13 protein-coding genes are annotated in these 16853 nt (G+C 66.4%); 7 read left to right on the top strand and 6 right to left on the bottom strand.

Annotation, left to right across the window (positions count from 1 at the left end; genetic code table 11):
* Positions 1-74: 74 nt before the first annotated feature.
* From ACLB6G_RS10650 to trhO, 5 genes are all read right to left on the bottom strand, one after another.
* A complete protein-coding gene (locus tag ACLB6G_RS10650) occupies positions 75-1085 on the bottom strand; it encodes a DctP family TRAP transporter solute-binding subunit (protein WP_410356150.1) in 1011 nt (336 codons plus the stop codon).
* Positions 1086-1391: 306 nt separating this feature from the next.
* The gene (locus tag ACLB6G_RS10645; RefSeq protein ID WP_410356149.1) at positions 1392-2741 is read right to left on the bottom strand and encodes a sigma-54-dependent transcriptional regulator; all 1350 of its coding nucleotides are present in this window, start codon (positions 2739-2741) and stop codon (positions 1392-1394) included.
* A gap of 4 nt (positions 2742-2745) precedes the next feature.
* Positions 2746-4587, bottom strand: coding sequence for a sensor histidine kinase (locus ACLB6G_RS10640; RefSeq protein ID WP_410356148.1), 1842 nt, complete (start codon positions 4585-4587; stop codon positions 2746-2748).
* Positions 4588-4683: 96 nt separating this feature from the next.
* Positions 4684-5382, bottom strand: a complete 699-nt coding sequence (locus ACLB6G_RS10635) for a tellurite resistance TerB family protein (protein ID WP_410356147.1) — start codon at positions 5380-5382, stop codon at positions 4684-4686.
* Between the two features lie 104 nt (positions 5383-5486).
* Positions 5487-6413, bottom strand: a complete 927-nt coding sequence (trhO, locus tag ACLB6G_RS10630; RefSeq protein WP_410356146.1) for an oxygen-dependent tRNA uridine(34) hydroxylase TrhO — start codon at positions 6411-6413, stop codon at positions 5487-5489.
* Between the two features lie 121 nt (positions 6414-6534).
* On the opposite strand from trhO, the gene ACLB6G_RS10625 reads away from it, so the two are divergent.
* Together ACLB6G_RS10625 and ACLB6G_RS10620 are read left to right on the top strand one after the other, a co-directional pair.
* Positions 6535-7419, top strand: coding sequence for an N-acetylmuramidase domain-containing protein (locus ACLB6G_RS10625; protein WP_410356145.1), 885 nt, complete (start codon positions 6535-6537; stop codon positions 7417-7419).
* 65 nt (positions 7420-7484) lie between these two features.
* A complete protein-coding gene (locus tag ACLB6G_RS10620; protein WP_410356144.1) occupies positions 7485-8132 on the top strand; it encodes a 2-dehydro-3-deoxy-phosphogluconate aldolase in 648 nt (215 codons plus the stop codon).
* 81 nt (positions 8133-8213) lie between these two features.
* Here the strand turns inward: ACLB6G_RS10620 and ACLB6G_RS10615 are convergent, their stop codons facing one another.
* Positions 8214-10073 (bottom strand): M3 family oligoendopeptidase, encoded by a 1860-nt coding sequence (locus ACLB6G_RS10615; RefSeq protein ID WP_410356143.1) that lies wholly within the window; start codon positions 10071-10073, stop codon positions 8214-8216.
* A gap of 135 nt (positions 10074-10208) precedes the next feature.
* Here ACLB6G_RS10615 and ACLB6G_RS10610 point away from each other — a divergent pair, with 135 nt between their 5' ends.
* The 5 genes from ACLB6G_RS10610 (at position 10209) to ACLB6G_RS10590 (ending at position 16828) form a co-directional block, all read left to right on the top strand.
* Positions 10209-11744 carry a sigma-54-dependent transcriptional regulator gene (locus tag ACLB6G_RS10610; RefSeq protein ID WP_410356142.1) on the top strand — a complete coding sequence of 512 codons (1536 nt, stop codon included), beginning with the start codon at positions 10209-10211 and terminating at the stop codon, positions 11742-11744.
* Positions 11745-11989: 245 nt separating this feature from the next.
* Positions 11990-13756 carry a DUF882 domain-containing protein gene (locus ACLB6G_RS10605; protein WP_410356141.1) on the top strand — a complete coding sequence of 589 codons (1767 nt, stop codon included), beginning with the start codon at positions 11990-11992 and terminating at the stop codon, positions 13754-13756.
* 21 nt (positions 13757-13777) lie between these two features.
* Entirely contained in the window at positions 13778-14653 is an 876-nt protein-coding gene (locus ACLB6G_RS10600) for a heme-dependent oxidative N-demethylase family protein (RefSeq protein WP_410356140.1), read from the top strand.
* 104 nt (positions 14654-14757) lie between these two features.
* Positions 14758-16200: a homospermidine synthase gene (locus ACLB6G_RS10595; protein ID WP_410356139.1), complete on the top strand. Its 1443-nt coding sequence runs from the start codon at positions 14758-14760 to the stop codon at positions 16198-16200.
* Between the two features lie 262 nt (positions 16201-16462).
* Positions 16463-16828, top strand: a complete 366-nt coding sequence (locus ACLB6G_RS10590; RefSeq protein ID WP_410356138.1) for a hypothetical protein — start codon at positions 16463-16465, stop codon at positions 16826-16828.
* Positions 16829-16853: the final 25 nt, after the last annotated feature.

Genomic DNA, 16853 nt, shown 5'->3' with positions numbered 1-16853 from the left:
ATGAAGGGGCGGCCGGATACCTTCGGCCGTTCCGGACCGCGCGCCCGGAACGGCAGGTTGTGGATGACCGGACCTTATGAACCGGAATGCGAAGCGGCGGCTTCGATCAGGTCCTTGCCGATATCACCCTCGAACTTGTCCCAGACCGGCTTCATGGTCGAAACCCACTGGGTGCGCTGTTCGGGGGAAAGCTCGCGGATGGTGCCGCCGGCATCCAGGATGTTCTGGCGGCACTCCGCTTCCTTCTCGCCGACCGCCTTGTTGGCCGCGTTGGTCACGTCATCGACGATCGACACGAACTGCGTGCGCACGTCCTCGTCCAGGCCGTTGAGCCATTCGGTGGAGGTGACCAGCAGGTAGGCCAGCGACTGGTGGTTGGTCTCGGTGATGCCGTCCTGCACCTCGAAGAACTTCTGGGTGTAGATGTTGCACCAGGAGTTTTCCTGGCCGTCCACGACGCCGGTCTGCAGCGCGCCGTAAACTTCCTTGAAGGCCAGCTTCTGGGCCGAGGCGCCCATCGCTTCGATCATGGCCACGGCCACGTCGGAGGTCTGCACGCGGAACTTCAGGCCGTTGGCGTCAGCCGGCACCAGAAGCGGCTTCTTGGCCGAGAAATACTTCATGCCCGAAAGCCAGTAGCCCAGACCGGTATAGCCCTGGCTCTCCTCCATGACCTTCAGCAGGCCCTTGCCCTGCTCCGAATTGGCGAAAGCGGAAACCGCGTCCAGGTCCTGGAACAGGAAGGGCAGGTCGAACAGGCGGTACTTCAGCGTGTAGGCCTCGAACTTCGACAGCGACGGCGCGGCAAGCTGGACGTCGCCCAGCAGCAGGGCTTCCATCACCTTGTCGTCGTCGAACAGCGTGGAGTTCGGGAAGACCTCCATGCAGGCCTTGCCTTCCATGTCCTTGTTGACGCGCTCGGCCAGCATGGTGGCGGCGTCGCCCTTGGGATGGCCGCTGCCGGCCACGACGTGGGAGAACTTGATGACCATTTCGCCGCTGTCGCAGCCGGTCTCGTCGGCCATGGCCTGACCGGCGGCAAAGGTGAGTGCGAGAGCCGAAACGGCACCGAGTAGCTTCTTCATGTCGGATATCCTCCTCATGGCGGACGGTCTGTCCGCAACTGATGGTCACAGGTCCGGAAGGCAGCCTCCGGCCGTCATTCGACGGGCACGATGTCAGTGATGTCCTCCCGGACGGCCGGGCCGTGCAGCCCGCGTCCACCCTTTCATCAGCAATCTGCGTGCCAATTCTTGCGCACGGACCGGCCGAAGCCGGAAAGATGAAACGTTAAAGGATGTTAACCTGCCCCCCTCGGTCTCCCGCCGGGGCGCGCCTGCCTCGCCATGTTACCCTGGCTACCCCAGTCAGGCGCCGGAATGGGTATTTTCCTACCCATCCTCCTCCGCGTCGGCCGTGCGGATGCCAAGCCGCCGGATCTTGTCGTAGAGACCCTTGCGCGACAGGCCGAGCGATTCGTAGGTTTCCTTCATGCGCCCGCCATGCCGGTCCAGTTCGCTCTCGATCACGGCCTTCTCGAAGGCCGCGACCCGTTCGGCGAGCGCACCGCCCGGCATTTCGGACGCTTCGACGCGGCCGTCGAAGCCGCGCCACAGGCCGAGCACGAAACGGTCCGCCACGTTGCGCAGTTCGCGCACATTGCCCGGCCAGTCATGGGCGATCAGTTCGGCCTCCAGCGCCGGCGTGAAATCCGGCATGTCGCGCCGGTAACGCGCCCTCGCCTCGCGCGCCAGGTGGGCAAACAGGAGGGGGATGTCGTCCTTGCGTGCCCGGAGCGCCGGGATGCGCAGCGTGATCACATTGAGCCGGTAGTAGAGGTCTGTACGGAACCGCCCGGCGCGCCCCTCCGCCTCCAGGTCGGCCTTCGTCGCCGCAACGAAGCGCACGTCGAGCGGGATCGACCGGTTGGACCCGAGGCGTTCGATCGCCCGGTGCTCGATGGCGCGCAGCAGCTTGACCTGCAGGTCCAGCGGCATGGATTCGATCTCGTCGAGGAACACCGTGCCGCCATTGGCATGTTCCAGCTTGCCGATGCGTTGTCTCTGGGCGCCGGTAAAGGCGCCGGCCTCGTGGCCGAACAACTCGCTCTCGATGATCTCGGCCGGCAGCGCGCCGCAATTGATGGCCACGAAATTGCCGGACGCGCGCGGACTGAAATCGTGCAGCGCGCGGGCCACCACCTCCTTGCCCGACCCGGTTTCGCCCAGCACCAGCACGTCGGCATCGGTCCCCGCAACGGCCATGATCTCCTCGCGCAGCCGGCGGATGGCGCCATTGCGCCCGACGAGCCTGGCCTCCAGATCGGTCGAGGAATCGAGCGTCTCGCGCAGCACGCGGTTTTCCAGCACCAGCCGCCGTTTTTCCACGCCGCGCCGGACAACGGCGGTCAGCCGCTGCACGGGAAACGGCTTCTCGATGAAGTCATAGGCGCCCTCGCGCATGGCTTCCACCGCCAGTGCCACGTCGCCATGGCCGGTGATGAGGATGACCGGCAGCGCCGGATCGATCTCCATGACGCGCCGCATGAGCGCCATGCCGTCCATGCCCGGCATGCGGATGTCGGAAACGATGACGCCGTGGAAATTCCGCGTCACATGTTCGAGCGATCCTTCCGCGCGGGACAGCGCGCGCACGGTGAAGCCGTCAAGTTCCAGCCCCTGGACCAGCGCCGGGCGCAGGTCGTCGTCATCGTCGACCAGAAGGATCTCCGGCTCGTCCATCGGTTCAGGCCCCCGTTTCTTCCAGTGCTCCGGAAACGGTCCCCGCTTCGCTGGCCGCGGGGCGCAGGATCACGTCGAAGCGCGCGCCGCCGGTTTCGCTTTCGCCCGTTTCCACGCGCCCGCCCAGTTCGTTGACAATCGTGTAGACGATGGAAAGCCCGATGCCGATCCCCTCGCCGACTCCCTTGGTGGAATAGAACGGCTCGAAGACCGTCTCGCGCTCGGCCGGCGCCAGGCCCGGCCCGTTGTCCGCGATGACGAGACGCACGTCGCCGTTTTCCTGCTTCGCCGAGATCGTGATGACAGGATTGTCGGTCGGCCCCTTCGCCCCGATCCCGGTCAGTGCGTCGATGGCGTTGTTGACGAGATTGACCACGACCTGCGTCAGGCGGACCCGCCCGCCCAGCACCCTGATCCGCGGATCGACGCCGTCCCGCCGCACGGTCACGCCGGCTTTCTTGGCCCGCGGGCCAGCCAGAAGCAGCGCCTCGTCGACCACCGCCGACAGCCGCACCTCCATGATCGCCGTGCCGGGCTTGCGCGCGAAGCCGAGCAGGGTACGCGACAGTTCCGACATGCGCTCGGTCAGACCCGCGATCCGGCCCAGCGCCTCGCGCGCCTTGTCGTCCCGGCCCCGTTCGAGGAACTGGCGCGCATTGTCGGCATAGGTGCGGATGGCCGCCAGCGGCTGGTTGTATTCGTGGCTCAGCGTCGCCGACATCTGGCCGAGCGCGGCCAGCTTGGCCGATTGCACCAGTTCCTTCTGCGTCTGGCGCAACTGCTCTTCGGCCCGGGCGCGCTCTTCCACTTCACGCGCCAGCGACACGTTGGTATCCGACAGCGCGCGCGTGCGGTCGCGCACCAGACGTTCCAGCCGCAGCGCGCTCGCCCTGTCGCGGCGCATGCGCATGTGCACGGCCTCGGCGCGCTTCACGGTGAACCAGCCAGTGATGCCGAGCAGCGCGGCAAGCAGAAGGCCGATGACGCCGGCCTGCCAGCGCGCATCGTTGACCGGCGCATGATCCGCAAGCACGTGAAGCCGCCAGTCCAGCAGCGGCAGATGCCGGACCGCCTCCACGAGCGTGGTCCCCTCCGGTGTCCTGAAAAGGTCCCCGGCCGCGCCGCCCACCGGCCGCAGCAACGGCTCCTCGCCGGCGTGAAGTGCCTTGAGCTGCCAGTCCGGCCGGTTGCCGAGGAAAATGCGCCCTTCCGACCCCGTCACGACGATGGGCATGGCGGAGAGTGACCACGTGGCCTCGATCTGGTCGAACCGCACATAGACCGCGATCACCCCGGCCACATCGCTTTCGCGCCGCACCGCCGAGGCAAAGACATAGGCGCGCTCGTCTGCCTCGAGCGAGCGGGTTTCGCGGCCAAGCCGCCCCTGCCCCGCCGCTTCGAAAAGCGTCGTCTCCTGCACCGAACTGCGGTCGTAGATGCCCCTTGCCGAAGCGAAGATGCGGCCCTCCCGGTCGGCGAAGACCACGTCCTTGGCGCCCGAGAATCCGGCGATCTCGATGGCCTTGCGCGCCGCGTCGCCGCGATTGTCAGGCGCCCATGGCCGGTCGAACAGCTTCGCTATGTCCTCCCGGCGGGACAGGAGCGGCGGCAGCAGCCGGTATTTCTCGAGGATGCCGGTGACGGTCGCCGCCTGGAGCGCCAGTGCCTCGTCAGCGGAGGCGCGCACTTCGGCAAGCGCGCTGCGCCCGGCAAGATGCTGGAAGGCGAGACCGAGCAGGATCGCGGCAATGACGGTGGCCGCAAGAACCATGCGTCCGCGAAAGCGGTAACGCCGCGCGACCTGGTATCCGCTTTCCGTCTGGCCGTTGGTGTTTCTTGCGATCATGCCCCATCAACAGGACAAGCGCCCCGATGGTCAAGACGCGATGAGCCGGCGGCCACGGATGCGCGGCCACCGGTCACCATGCATGCGCGCGCTGTGTCAGGCCTGCGCCGCGATGGTTGCCTCGACATGCTCGACCAGCGCGTCCGGCAGGCCGAGCCGTCCCGCCAGCATGTCGAGATAGCCCCGCTCGGCGCGCGTCTTCGGCTCGATTGCCAGCCGCGAGGCCGTGTAGAGCTCCACCTTCTGCGCATCGGTGGTTGCAGCCTTGACGAGATTGTCCAGATCGACCGGTTGCGACAGTTCCGCTTCGATGAACCGGGCCGTGTCGTCATCCAGGCCGGCCAGCGTGGCGCGTTCGAGGATCCGCTGGCGCTCGCCCTCGTCGATATGGCCGTCGGCCCGGGCCGCCGCGATCATGGCGCGCACCAGCGCGAGCGCGAATTCGTCCTCGCCCTGCGGCGCGTTCGACGGATGAAAACTGTTGTCGAGCGGCGGTGGGAGGAGATCCGGCTCTTTCGCCGCGGCTTCCACCCCCGGCTTGTTGCCGTTCTGGTAGTTCTTGTAGGCGGTATAGGCGAGCCCCGCCACGGCGGCCAGTCCGCCCAGCTTGAGCGCCGATCCCGTCACCGCGCGCCCCGGACCGGTTCCAAGCAGGACGGCCACGAGCGCGCCGGCAGCCAGCGGATTGTCCTTCGCCATCTGCCGGGCCTGCCCGGCCTTCTCGCCAACCGTCGATTGGGTGCCGGGAATGTTGGTGCTGAGCAGGTCTCCCAGCAGCTTCTTGGGATCGAACATGAACGGGCCTCCTGTGGACACTGGAATTGTGCTTGCAAGGAAGTAGGCAGCCGCACATGGCGTTACAATGACGGCATGTGCATATTCTGCCGGAATACTGGCCTTCAACTGCCGATATGGCGCTTGCCGCGCCGCTCGGCGAGTTCCACCTGGCGTTGCCTGTCAGCGTAGCGCTTGCGGTCCGTGTCGCTGCGCTCTGCGATGCAATGCGGGCACGACACGCCTTCCTCGAAGGCTGGCGAGGCACGTTCCGCCGGTGTCAGCGGATGCCGGCACGCCCTGCACAGCGTGGCATTTCCCTCTTCCAGGCCGTGAGCCACCGAGACGCGCTCGTCGAAGACGAAGCACTCGCCCTGCCACAGGCTGTCGCCGGCCGGCACGTCCTCCAGATATTGCAGGATGCCGCCCTTGAGATGATAGACCTCGTCGATGCCCAGCGAGCGGACATAGGCCGTCGCCTTCTCGCAGCGGATGCCCCCGGTGCAGAACATCGCGACCTTGCGGCCGGAGAGTCGGTTATGGTTGCGCGCCACCCAGTCCGGAAACTCCCGGAAGGTCGTTGTTTTCGGGTCGATGGCGCCGCGAAAGGTGCCGAGCGCAACCTCGTAGTCGTTGCGGGTGTCCACGATGACCGTGTCCGGATCGGAAATCAGGGCGTTCCATGCGGCCGGCTCGACATAGGCGCCCGCATCCGACAAGGGGTCGATACCGGTCACGCCCATGGTGACGATTTCCTTTTTCAGCCGCACCTTCATGCGGTGAAAGGGCATCGCAGCCGCGCGCGAGAATTTCAGTTCCATGCCCTTGAAGTCCGGGCGCGCCTCGAGCCAGGCAACCAGCCTGTCGATCGCCTCATCGCTGCCCGCCACGGTGCCGTTGATGCCCTCATGGGCCAGCAGGAGCGTGCCCTTGATGGCAAGGTCTTCGCACAGGCCGAGCAGGGGCGCGCGCAGATCGGCGAAATCCGGCAAGCGGCAGAATCGGTAAAGCGCGGTCACCTTGACGGGCAGGGATGCGTCGGGCTGTGTCATGCGCGCCGATTAGACCCGCAGGCAGGCCCTTGGCAAGGCCGGCCACGTTCGGGACGGCATTTGTCCACCTTTGCCACGCGCCCGGCGATACTGTGGGCCGATCCCGTCCGGAGGCCATGCCATGATTCCCCGTCATCTTTCGGAACCAATTGCCCGCCTCGCCATCGCCCACGGTTTCGAGCCTGCGGCCATCCTCGCCATCGTCGAAGTGGAAAGCGGCGGCCGGCTGTTCGCTGATGTCGCCGGCGAACAGGAGCCGCTGATCCGCTTCGAGGGCCATTATTTCGACCGGCGGCTTTCCGGCGAAAGGCGCGCCCTCGCCCGTGCCCAGGGCCTGGCCCATCCGCAGCCCGGCCGGATACCCAACCCGGCCTCGCAGGCCGCGCGCTACGCCCTGCTTGCCCGCGCCGAGACGATCGACCGTCAGGCCGCGCGCGAGAGCTGTTCGTGGGGCGTGGGCCAGGTCATGGGCGCGAACTGGTCCTGGCTCGGCTATGAAAGCGTCGATGCCCTGGTCGAGGAGGCCCGTTCCGGCATCGAGGGCCAGGTCGGGCTGATGCTCGCCTTCATCGCCAAGGCGGGACTTTCCAGGGCGCTGGCCGAACAGGACTGGCAGACGTTCGCACGCCGCTACAACGGCCCGGCGTATGGAAAAAACGGTTACGACGCGCGCCTTGCACGCGCCTATGACAGCTATGCCGGGTTGGAGCTGCCCGGTGATGGCGGGGAAAAGGCGGGTGCCGTTGTCCTCGGCGAAGGCGCGCGGGGTGCTGCCGTTGCCGTCCTCCAGCGCCGCCTCTCGGCCCTGGGCTATCCGTTGGCGGCCGATGGCGTATATGGTGCGAATACCCGGCGCGCGGTCGCCGCCTTCCAGCGCGATCATGGCCTGCCTGCCGACGGGCTGGCAGGGCCTGTGACGCGCGAGGCGATGGATGCCGCCGGGCCCTGGACGAAACTCTGGCGCCGGCTCCGGTCATGGCTGGCGCGCCTGTCGATCAGGGGCTAAGGACCATGGACACGCGGTGCTGCCGCTGTTAAATCGATTGAATATCGCTTACGGGAGTCCCAGTCATGGCGCATCAGAAGAAAACCGAGCTCCTGCTTTCCATCCTCGAGGCGCAACCCGTGATTCCCGTCATCAGGATTGCCGACCTGTCGAAGGCCGCGCCCCTGGCCCGCGCGCTTGCCGCCGGCGGACTTCCCGCCATCGAGATCACGCTGCGCACGCCGGAAGCCCTCGACGCCATCCGCATTGTCATTGATGAAGTGCCCGAAGCCATTGTCGGCGCGGGAACCGTCCTGACCGCGAGCCAGTTCGACAAGACCGCAAGCGCGGGCGCCCGCTTTATCGTCAGCCCCGGCACCACGATCGAACTGCTCGATGCGGCCCGCGCCGGCCAGGTGCCGTTCCTGCCCGGCGCCTCGACGCCGTCCGAGGTCATGTCCATGCGCGAGGAAGGCTATTCGGTGCTGAAGTTCTTTCCCGCCGAACAGTCGGGCGGCATCGCCTATCTCAAGGCGCTTGCCTCGCCGCTGGCAGGCATCCGCTTCTGCCCCACCGGCGGCATATCGGCGGCCAATGCGCCGCAATACCTCTCGCTGTCCAATGTCGTCTGCGTCGGCGGATCCTGGGTCGCGCCCGATGATCTCGTCGACAAGGAAGACTGGGACGCGATCACGGCCCTGGCTCGCGAGGCTGCCGCGCTCGCGAGGGGTTGAAGGCGCAGGCGGCGTCACCGCTGTCCGGCCCGGTACAAGGGGCCCACGCCCCCGATGGCCGCACCCCGGCGGGCTTGGCGATCAGCCCCGGTCGTCCGCCGTTTCAAGTTCGTCGATAAGCCCTTCGATCACAGACAGCCCCTTTTTCCAGAAGCCCGGATCGGAGGCGTCCAGCCCGAACGGCGCCAGCAGTTCGGAATGATGCTTGGTGCCGCCGGCGCGAAGCATGTCGAAATATTTCTGCTGAAAGCCGCTCTCGGCATTCTGGTAGACGGCATAGAGCGAGTTCACCAGGCAGTCGCCGAAGGCATAGGCATAGACGTAGAAGGGCGAATGGATGAAGTGGGGTACGTAGGACCAGAAGGTCTCGTAGCCCTCATGCAGCACGACGGACGGACCGAGGCTCTCGGCCTGCACGTCGAGCCAGAACCGGCCGATCTCCTCGCTGGTCAGTTCGCCGTCGCGGCGGGCGGCATGGACCTTGCGCTCGAACTCGTAGAAGGCGATCTGGCGCACCACGGTGCCGATCATGTCCTCCACCTTCTGGGCCAGCATGGCCTTGCGCTCGCGCCTGTCGGCGGTCGCGTCGAGCAGCGAGCGGAAGGTCAGCATCTCGCCGAAGACCGAGGCCGTCTCCGCCAGCGTCAGCGGCGTCGAGGCCATCAGCGCGCCCTGTTCGCCGGCCAGCACCTGGTGCACGCCATGGCCCAGTTCATGGGCCAGCGTCATCACGTCGCGCGGCTTGCCCTGGTAGTTGAGCAGCACGTAGGGGTGGACGGAGGGTACCGTCGGGTGGGCAAAGGCGCCGGGCGACTTGCCCGGCCGGGCCGGTGCGTCGATCCAGTTCCGGTCGAAGAAACGCGCGGCGATCTCGGCCATCTCGGGGGCGAAGCCGCCATAGGCATCCAGCACGGTCTGGCGCGCGCGCTCCCAGGGGATCACCGCCTTCGGCGTTTCCGGCAGCGGCGCCAATCGGTCCCAGTGGTTCAGCTTTTCCATGCCGAGCCACTTCGCCTTCATGGCGTAATAGCGGTGCGAAATGCGCGGATAGGCCTCGCGAACCGCTTTCGCCAGCGCGTCGACGACCTCCCGCTCCACCCGATTGGCCAGATGGCGGCTGTCGGCGATGTCCTGGAAGCCGCGCCAGCGGTCGGAGATTTCCTTGTCCTTGGCAAGCGTGTTGGTGATCAGCGTGAAGGTGCGCGCATGGGCGCCGAGCGTCTGCGCCACCGCCTCCGCCGCCTTGCGGCGCATGTCGGGATCGGCGTCCTGCATGCGGTTGAGCGTGGGTTCGATGGGCAGGTCCTCACCGTCGATCGTGAAACGAAGCGCCGTGATCGTTTCGTCGAAAAGGCGGTTCCAGGCGCCATGGCCGGTCAGGGACTTCTCGTGGAAAAGCTGCTCGACGCGGTCTTCCAGCTGGTAGGGCCGGTCCTTGCGCAGGTCCATCACCCATGGCCGGTAGCGGGCGAAGCCTTCGTCCCCGGTGAGCGCGGTTTCCATGCGCTCGTCCGCGATGCGGTTCAGTTCCAGCGCGAAGAACAGCAGATACGTCGAGGCATCCGTGATCTTCTGGGACAGGTCGCCATAGAACTTCGCACGCTTGGGATCGGACGTATCGCCCGTGTAGACGAGCCCGGCATAGGACATGATGCGGCCCATCAGTTCCTCCAGTGCCTCATAGGCACTGATCGCAGCGCCGAGCCCTTCCTCGCCGGTCTTTCCGGCCGCCTCGTCGAGCCTTCCCTTCCAGCGCGCCTCGAAGGCCTGCGCTTCGGCGGCCGCGCGCTCCAGGTCGCGGGCAAGCGCCGGGCTGTCCATCGCCGGATAGAGGTCTGCGAGGTTCCACTCCGGCAGCGCACCGAGTGCTTCGTGCTCCGAGGCGGCCATCGTGCCACTGGCGGGGGCGGAGGGCTGATGATTCGGTGTCAATATCGTCATGGATGTCCTGCCGGAAGAATTCGATTCAAATGCGCCGGATTGCGTCAGCGCCTTCTTTACGCTGTTTCTTGGGCTGATGTTTAGGGGGCTGTGCCAAGTTGATCCACGGTAAAACGTTTTACGCGGATCAAAGCAATGGCGCATACCATCCTCGCAGTCGATGACGATCCGGTCCAGCGGCGGCTGGCCGAAGCGGCGCTGAGCCGCGCCGGGCACACCGTCGTGCAGGCAGGGACCGGCGAAGCGGCGCTCGAACTGCTGTCGTCGCCGCGGGGCAACGACATCTCGGGCGTTCTGCTCGACCTGGTCATGCCGGGCATGAACGGACTGGCGGTGCTGGAGGAAATGCGCGCCCGCGGCCAGGAACAGCCGGTGATCGTGCAGACGGCGCAGGGCAGCATCGACACGGTGATCGCCGCCATGCGGGCCGGCGCCTTCGATTTCGTCGTCAAGCCGGCCGCGCCCGACCGGCTGGCGGCCGCCTTTGCCGGTGCGCTGAAGGTCAATGCGCTGGCCGGCAAGGCGCGCAAGGCGGCCCGGCCCGGCCCGGCAACCATCACCTTCAAGGACATCGTCACGCGCTCGCCATCCATGGACCGCGTGCTGACGCTGGCGCGCAAGGCGGCCGGCTCGACGATTCCCATCATGATCGAGGGGGAGTCCGGCACGGGCAAGGAATTGCTGGCGCGCGCCATCCAGGGCGCAAGCGAGCGCGCCCCGCAGCCCTTCGTCACGGTCAATTGCGGTGCCATCCCCGAAAACCTCGTCGAAAGCATCCTGTTCGGCCATGAAAAGGGTTCCTTCACGGGGGCGACGGAAAAGCACCAGGGCAAGTTCGTCGAAGCCAATCGCGGCACGTTGTTTCTCGATGAAGTCGGCGACCTGCCGCTGGAGGCGCAGGTCAAGCTGCTGCGTGCCGTCCAGGAGGGCGAGGTCGATCCGGTTGGCGCGGCACGGTCGCAGAAGGTCGACATCCGCCTCATCTCGGCCACCCATCGCGACCTGATGCAGGCGGTGCGCGAGGGACGGTTCCGCGAGGATCTCTACTACCGGCTCAACGTGTTCCCGATCCGCATGCCGCCGCTGCGCGAACGGCGCGACGACATTCCCTTCCTCGCATCGCATTTCATCAGGCGCCATGCGCAGTCCGCGCAAGGCGTTCCCGTGACCGGCATTTCGCCCGAGGCGCTGCAATTGCTGATGGCCTATGACTGGCCGGGCAATATCCGCCAGTTGGAGAATGCTGTTTTCCGGGCCGTGGTGCTGGCGGACCAGGAAGAACTCGGTCCCGGCGAATTTCCCCAGATCAGGACCCAGGTCGAGGGCCTGTCCGGAAACGGCATGTCGGCGACGGCCCCCGGGGTCCCGGCCGCGCCGCCCGTCGCGGCGGCACCGGCGGAGCCGATGGCAGACCCGCACACGACGATCATGGCCACGCCGCAGGATACGGGCCGGGCAGACGGGTTCCTGCGCGCGCTCGATGCAAAGGGCCAGGTGCGCTCGCTGGCCGAAATCGAGGTCGACATGATCCGCCTGGCAATCGGCCACTACGAGGGGCAGATGAGCGAAGTGGCGCGCCGGCTGGGCATCGGGCGCTCGACGCTCTACCGAAAACTGAAGGAATACGGCATCGAGCCGGATACCGATCGCGCGCAGGCAATCGCTTCCTGATCCTGATCAATGCGGCGAAAGCAAAGCCGGCCGATGATGTAAAAAAGGCAGGTCAGTGCTTTGTTAACCACGGCAAACAGAATTGTGGATTGTGTTGCGTTTTTGCCATGGTTAGACCGCATTTCGCTATAATAAGCGCTGATTAACCATTCTGGACGATCATTCGAGGCCGGTTCGGCCGGATGGTCCGGGGACACAGACAGGTCTTCAAGGCGGTTGATTTGGCTTTTTCGACTCGGGGACATATGACGGCAAGCGCGGCCAGGGTCCTGCGCCTGTTTCTTGCGAGCCTGCTCGTCGGCGCGGCGCTCATGGGTGCGGCAACGACGGCTGCACGGGCCGAGACACGCGCACTCAAGCTCTATTACATCCATACCGGCGAGAAGGCGGAGATCGTCTTCAAGAAGAACGGCCGCTACGTGAAGTCGGGGCTGGACAAGCTGAACCGCTTCCTGCGCGACTGGCGCCGCAACGAGCCGACCAAGATGGATCCGCGCCTGTTCGACCTGGTCTGGGAAGCCTACCGCCAGGTCGGCGCCCGCGACTATATCCACGTGGTTTCCGCCTACCGCTCGCCGGCGACCAACAAGATGCTGCGCCGCACGCGCGGCGGGCAGGCCAAGAAGAGCCAGCACATGTATGGCCGCGCCATGGACTTCTTCATCCCGGGCGTCAAACTGTCGAAACTGCGCGCCGTGGCGATGAAGCTGCAAGGTGGCGGCGTGGGCTATTATCCGCGCTCGGGTTCGCCCTTCGTTCATCTCGACGTGGCCGGCGTGCGGGCCTGGCCGCGCATGAGCCGCAAGGAACTCGTGCGGCTGTTCCCGGATGGCAAGACGCTGCACCTGCCCGCCGATGGCAAGCCGCTGAAGGGCTACCAGCAGGCGCTGGCGGAAGCCAAGCGCCGCAAGGGCCGCCCGGTCATCATCGACGACAAGCCCTCCGGCTCCGGTTCCGACGGCGGCAAGAGCCTACTGGCCTCGCTGTTCGGCGGTGGCGACGAGGACGAGGGCGCGGGCGATGCGCCTGCCGCCACGGCCGCCTTGCGCGCGGCGCCGAAAGTTGCCGTCGGCGCTCAAACCGCGCCGGCCGCCCGCCCCGCGGCACCTGCCCCGGTTCAGGCCGCGCCGGCGGCCCCGGAACGCCCGGAGCAACCGGAACAGCAGCCCGTCGCAACGCCTGAGACGATCCTGGCCTCTCTGCCGCGCACCGCCGTGCCGGTGCCCCGTTTCGCGCCGCGTGTTGCCGATGCGGGCCAGCCGGTCGCGGTGGCGGTCAACCACGAGGAAACGCCTGCCGGGCCCGAAGTCGCGATGAATGTCCCGGTGCCGCGCTGGCGTCCCGATGATGTCCCGTCGGGTCAGGCGCGTGCAGGCGATGTCATCGCCGAGGCGCTGGCCGCATCGGACGACGGCGCCGACGCCGTTGTCGCCTCGGTCGCGCCAACCGAACGTCCGCGCAACGACAGCGCCGCGATCCTTGCTGCCCTCACAAGCGACACGCGCCCGGAGATCGCCACCGCCACGACGCTGGCCGGCGTACCGCTTCCCGTTGCGCGCCCCGAACCCGACCGGACCGTCGAAGTCGCCGCCCTGCCCGTGCCGCGCCCGGTATTCCGGCAAGCGCCTTCGAACGAAGGCAAGGCCCCCCGCCTCGGCGCATCGCCCCGGTCGGAGGCAGCCCGTGCCAGGTCGCCGGAAGAACGGCTCGCCGCCGTGCTCGGCGGGGTCAGGACAACGGAGAAATCCGGCCGACCGACCGCCGCGATGGCGAAACCCGACCCGCGTCCGGTCATTCGCCCGGTCGAGCCGGATTCGGCGCGCTGGGCATTGTCCGCGGCCGCATCGGTGCAGCCGCCGGCCAAGCCGCGGGTCAGCGAGTCGCTGCGCGCCAAGCCGCAGGAAGTGATCGCAATCGGCTTCGCACGCGACGACATGCAGCGCGACCATCGCCGCTTCACCGGCAATGCCGTGACCTTCCTCAGCGTGGTGCGCTTCCGCGACGCCAACTGACCCGCCCGAGGTTTCCGGATCGTGACAACGGAAGGAATTCCGGCCCACCCGTTCGCCATCGGCCTGGCGCCGCTGGGAGACCGGCCGTGGCTGGTGACCGACGGCCGGCTCCCCGGTTACCTCGCTGAAAAGGCGCGGCTGATGGCCGCAATGCCCGGCACGGTCTTCATGGCCGAACCGGGAACACAGGAGGCGCAGGACGAGGTCCTGGACCGTGTTTCGTCATGGCAGGCCGCCCGCCATCCGCATCGGTTCGCCACCGGGCCGCTGGGACTTGCGGCGATCGGTGCACCCGCGCCCGACCCCGCCGCGCCACCGCTGGCCCGCGCCGCCATGCTCTGCGCCGAGGATCTCGTGCTCATGCGCCGGGGCGATGACGGCTGGCGGATCGCAGCCGCCGCGCTCTGCTTTCCATCCTCATGGCGGCTGAAGGAGAAATTCGGCCGTCCCATGGAAACGGTCCACGCGCCCGTGCCCGGCTATGCGGCGGGCACGCGCAATGCCATGCTCGTCAACCGCATCTTCGACAACCTGGCACCCGGCGCGCCGGTCCTGCGCGGCAACTGGTCGATCTATGGCGACGACCGGTTGCACCATCCAGAGCCGCACGAAGGCGAACGGGCCGGCGATCCCGCCACGCTTGGCGCGGATCGCCTGTTCCTGCGCGAGGAACGCCAGACGCTGACCCGGCTTCCGGCGACGGGTGACATCCTCTTCACCATCCTCATCACGCTGAGCCCGCTCTCATCCCTGGCAGGAACGGCAGACGGACGCCGCAAGGCGGCCGCGCTGGCCGGCCAGATGGCGGCGATGCGGCCGGAGGAACTGGCCTACAAGGCGATGGACGGGCACGCCGATACGCTTTGCCGGCTACTGGAAAACCTCGCGGCCGGCTGATTTAACCCTCGGAGCGGTTTGGCCTTTATTGTGACAGCCAAACATGCTTTGAGCGCTATGAATGCCCTCGGAAGGGCACATGACGAAAACAGCGGAGTATGGCGATGACTGAAGAGACCTGGCCGGTTCACGGCGAGATCACCGGGCCGGTGGTGATGATCGGCTTCGGTTCCATCGGGCGCGGCACGCTGCCGCTCATCGAGCGCCACTTCAGGTTCGACAAGTCCCGCATGGTGGTGATCGACCCCTCCGACGAGGGCAAGGCCCTTCTCGACCGGCATGGCGTGAAGTTCATCCAGGCCCACGTGACGAAGGACAATTACAAGGACCTTCTCAAGCCCCTGCTGACCAATGGCGGCGGCCAGGGTTTCTGCGTCAACCTGTCCGTCGACACCTCGTCGCTCGACATCATGAAGTTCTGCCGCAAGCTGGACGCGCTCTACATCGACACGGTCGTCGAACCCTGGCTCGGTTTCTATTTCGACACGCAAGCCGGCAACGAGGAACGCACCAATTATGCGCTGCGCGAATCCGTGCGCCGCGAGAAACGGAAGAATCCCGGCGGAACGACCGCCGTGTCCTGCTGCGGCGCCAATCCCGGCATGGTGTCCTGGTTCGTCAAGAAGGCACTGGTCGATATCGCAAGGGACACCGGCCTGAGCTTCGAGGAACCGGCCGCGGACGACCGCGAAGGCTGGGCGAAGCTGATGAAGAAGGCCGGCGTCAAGGGCATCCATATCGCAGAGCGCGACACCCAGCGCACCAGGGCGCCCAAGCCGATGGGCGTCTTCTGGAACACGTGGTCAGTCGAGGGTTTCGTCTCCGAGGGTCTCCAGCCTGCCGAACTGGGCTGGGGCACCCATGAGGAATGGAAGCCGAAAAACGCCCGCAAGCACAAGAAGGGCTGCAAGGCTGCGATCTACCTGGAGCAACCCGGCGCCAACACCCGCGTGCGCACCTGGTGCCCCACGCCCGGCGCGCAGTACGGCTTTCTCGTGACGCACAACGAGGCGATCTCGATCGCCGATTTCTTCACCGTGAAGAAGAACGGCAAGGTGAACTACCGCCCGACCTGCCACTATGCCTATCACCCCGCCAATGACGCCGTGCTGTCCCTCCACGAAATGTTCGGCAATGGCGGCAAGGCACAGGAGACGTTCCACGTCCTCGACGAAACCGAGATCGTCGACGGCACCGATGAACTGGGTGTTCTCCTCTACGGCCACCGGAAGAACGCCTACTGGTACGGATCGCAACTGACCATCGAAGAGACGCGCGAACTGGCGCCCTACCAGAACGCCACCGGTCTCCAGGTCTCCTCGGCCGTGCTGGCCGGCATGGTCTGGGCCCTGGAGAACCCCCAAGCGGGCATCGTCGAGACCGACGAGATGGACTACAAGCGCTGCCTTGAGATCCAGATGCCCTATCTCGGTCCCGTCAAGGGCTATTACACCGACTGGACGCCGCTCGATGGCCGCCCCGGGTTGTTTCCCGAGGATATCGACGAAAAGGATGCCTGGCAGTTCCGCAACATCCTCGTGCACTGACCAGCGCTCCACCAGATACCAAGGCCCCGGCAAGGCGACGCGACGGGGCCTTTTTCTTTGGTCAACGGCAGGCTGTCCGCAACGAATACTGTTTCGGCGGCACGGCTTCATGCCCGACCTGCGGCAAAGCGCGCGCTAGACTGGACCGGACTTGCAATTATTGAAATTTCAAGGAAATATTTTCCGGTCCGCCTTGCTTTCGCCCCCATTGGCAGGGCACAAAACCTTCAGGATGCGGATCAGAAGAGAGGGTTTTCCGGTCATGCGCAAGTTGTCTGTTCCCGCCGTGATGGCGGTCGCGGCCGTGGTGGCCGGATGCCAGAGCGGCCCCGGCCCGAGCGCCAGGCTTCAGCCCACCGGCGTCGAGGGCCAGTGGGTTTCCAGCGACGGGGTCGCCTATTCAAATTTCAACGCCGGCGCCTTCGAGACGGTCGCCTCCGACACCGGCAACCAGCTTGCCACCGGCAGCTACAGCTATACCGGTGACCGGTCCGTCGCGATCACGGTCAATTCGCTGATCAGGCAGACGACGACGCGGGTCAATTGCGCCCTCGTTTCCGGCTCGCAATTGAACTGCACGTCGGAAAGCGGCCAGCAATTCACGCTTGTCCGTCGCGTCACCGGCTGAAGGGTCAGCCTGTAAGGCAGGGCGT

It is taken from the genome of Zhengella sedimenti (genome assembly GCF_046506625.1).
GTDB classification, from domain to species: domain Bacteria; phylum Pseudomonadota; class Alphaproteobacteria; order Rhizobiales; family Rhizobiaceae; genus Zhengella; species Zhengella sedimenti.
This window is presented reverse-complemented; position numbering and strand designations above follow the sequence as displayed.

Coding starts and splice junctions, on each gene's coding strand:
- ACLB6G_RS10610 (WP_410356142.1), top strand. CDS start 10,209: ATGGCGCATACCATCCTCGCAGTCGATGACGATCCGGTCCAGCGGCGG.
- ACLB6G_RS10590 (WP_410356138.1), top strand. CDS start 16,463: ATGCGCAAGTTGTCTGTTCCCGCCGTGATGGCGGTCGCGGCCGTGGTG.
- ACLB6G_RS10595 (WP_410356139.1), top strand. CDS start 14,758: ATGACTGAAGAGACCTGGCCGGTTCACGGCGAGATCACCGGGCCGGTG.
- ACLB6G_RS10620 (WP_410356144.1), top strand. CDS start 7,485: ATGGCGCATCAGAAGAAAACCGAGCTCCTGCTTTCCATCCTCGAGGCG.
- ACLB6G_RS10635 (WP_410356147.1), bottom strand. CDS start 5,382: ATGTTCGATCCCAAGAAGCTGCTGGGAGACCTGCTCAGCACCAACATT.
- ACLB6G_RS10640 (WP_410356148.1), bottom strand. CDS start 4,587: ATGATCGCAAGAAACACCAACGGCCAGACGGAAAGCGGATACCAGGTC.
- ACLB6G_RS10605 (WP_410356141.1), top strand. CDS start 11,990: ATGACGGCAAGCGCGGCCAGGGTCCTGCGCCTGTTTCTTGCGAGCCTG.
- ACLB6G_RS10615 (WP_410356143.1), bottom strand. CDS start 10,073: ATGACGATATTGACACCGAATCATCAGCCCTCCGCCCCCGCCAGTGGC.
- trhO (WP_410356146.1), bottom strand. CDS start 6,413: ATGACACAGCCCGACGCATCCCTGCCCGTCAAGGTGACCGCGCTTTAC.
- ACLB6G_RS10650 (WP_410356150.1), bottom strand. CDS start 1,085: ATGAAGAAGCTACTCGGTGCCGTTTCGGCTCTCGCACTCACCTTTGCC.
- ACLB6G_RS10625 (WP_410356145.1), top strand. CDS start 6,535: ATGATTCCCCGTCATCTTTCGGAACCAATTGCCCGCCTCGCCATCGCC.
- ACLB6G_RS10645 (WP_410356149.1), bottom strand. CDS start 2,741: ATGGACGAGCCGGAGATCCTTCTGGTCGACGATGACGACGACCTGCGC.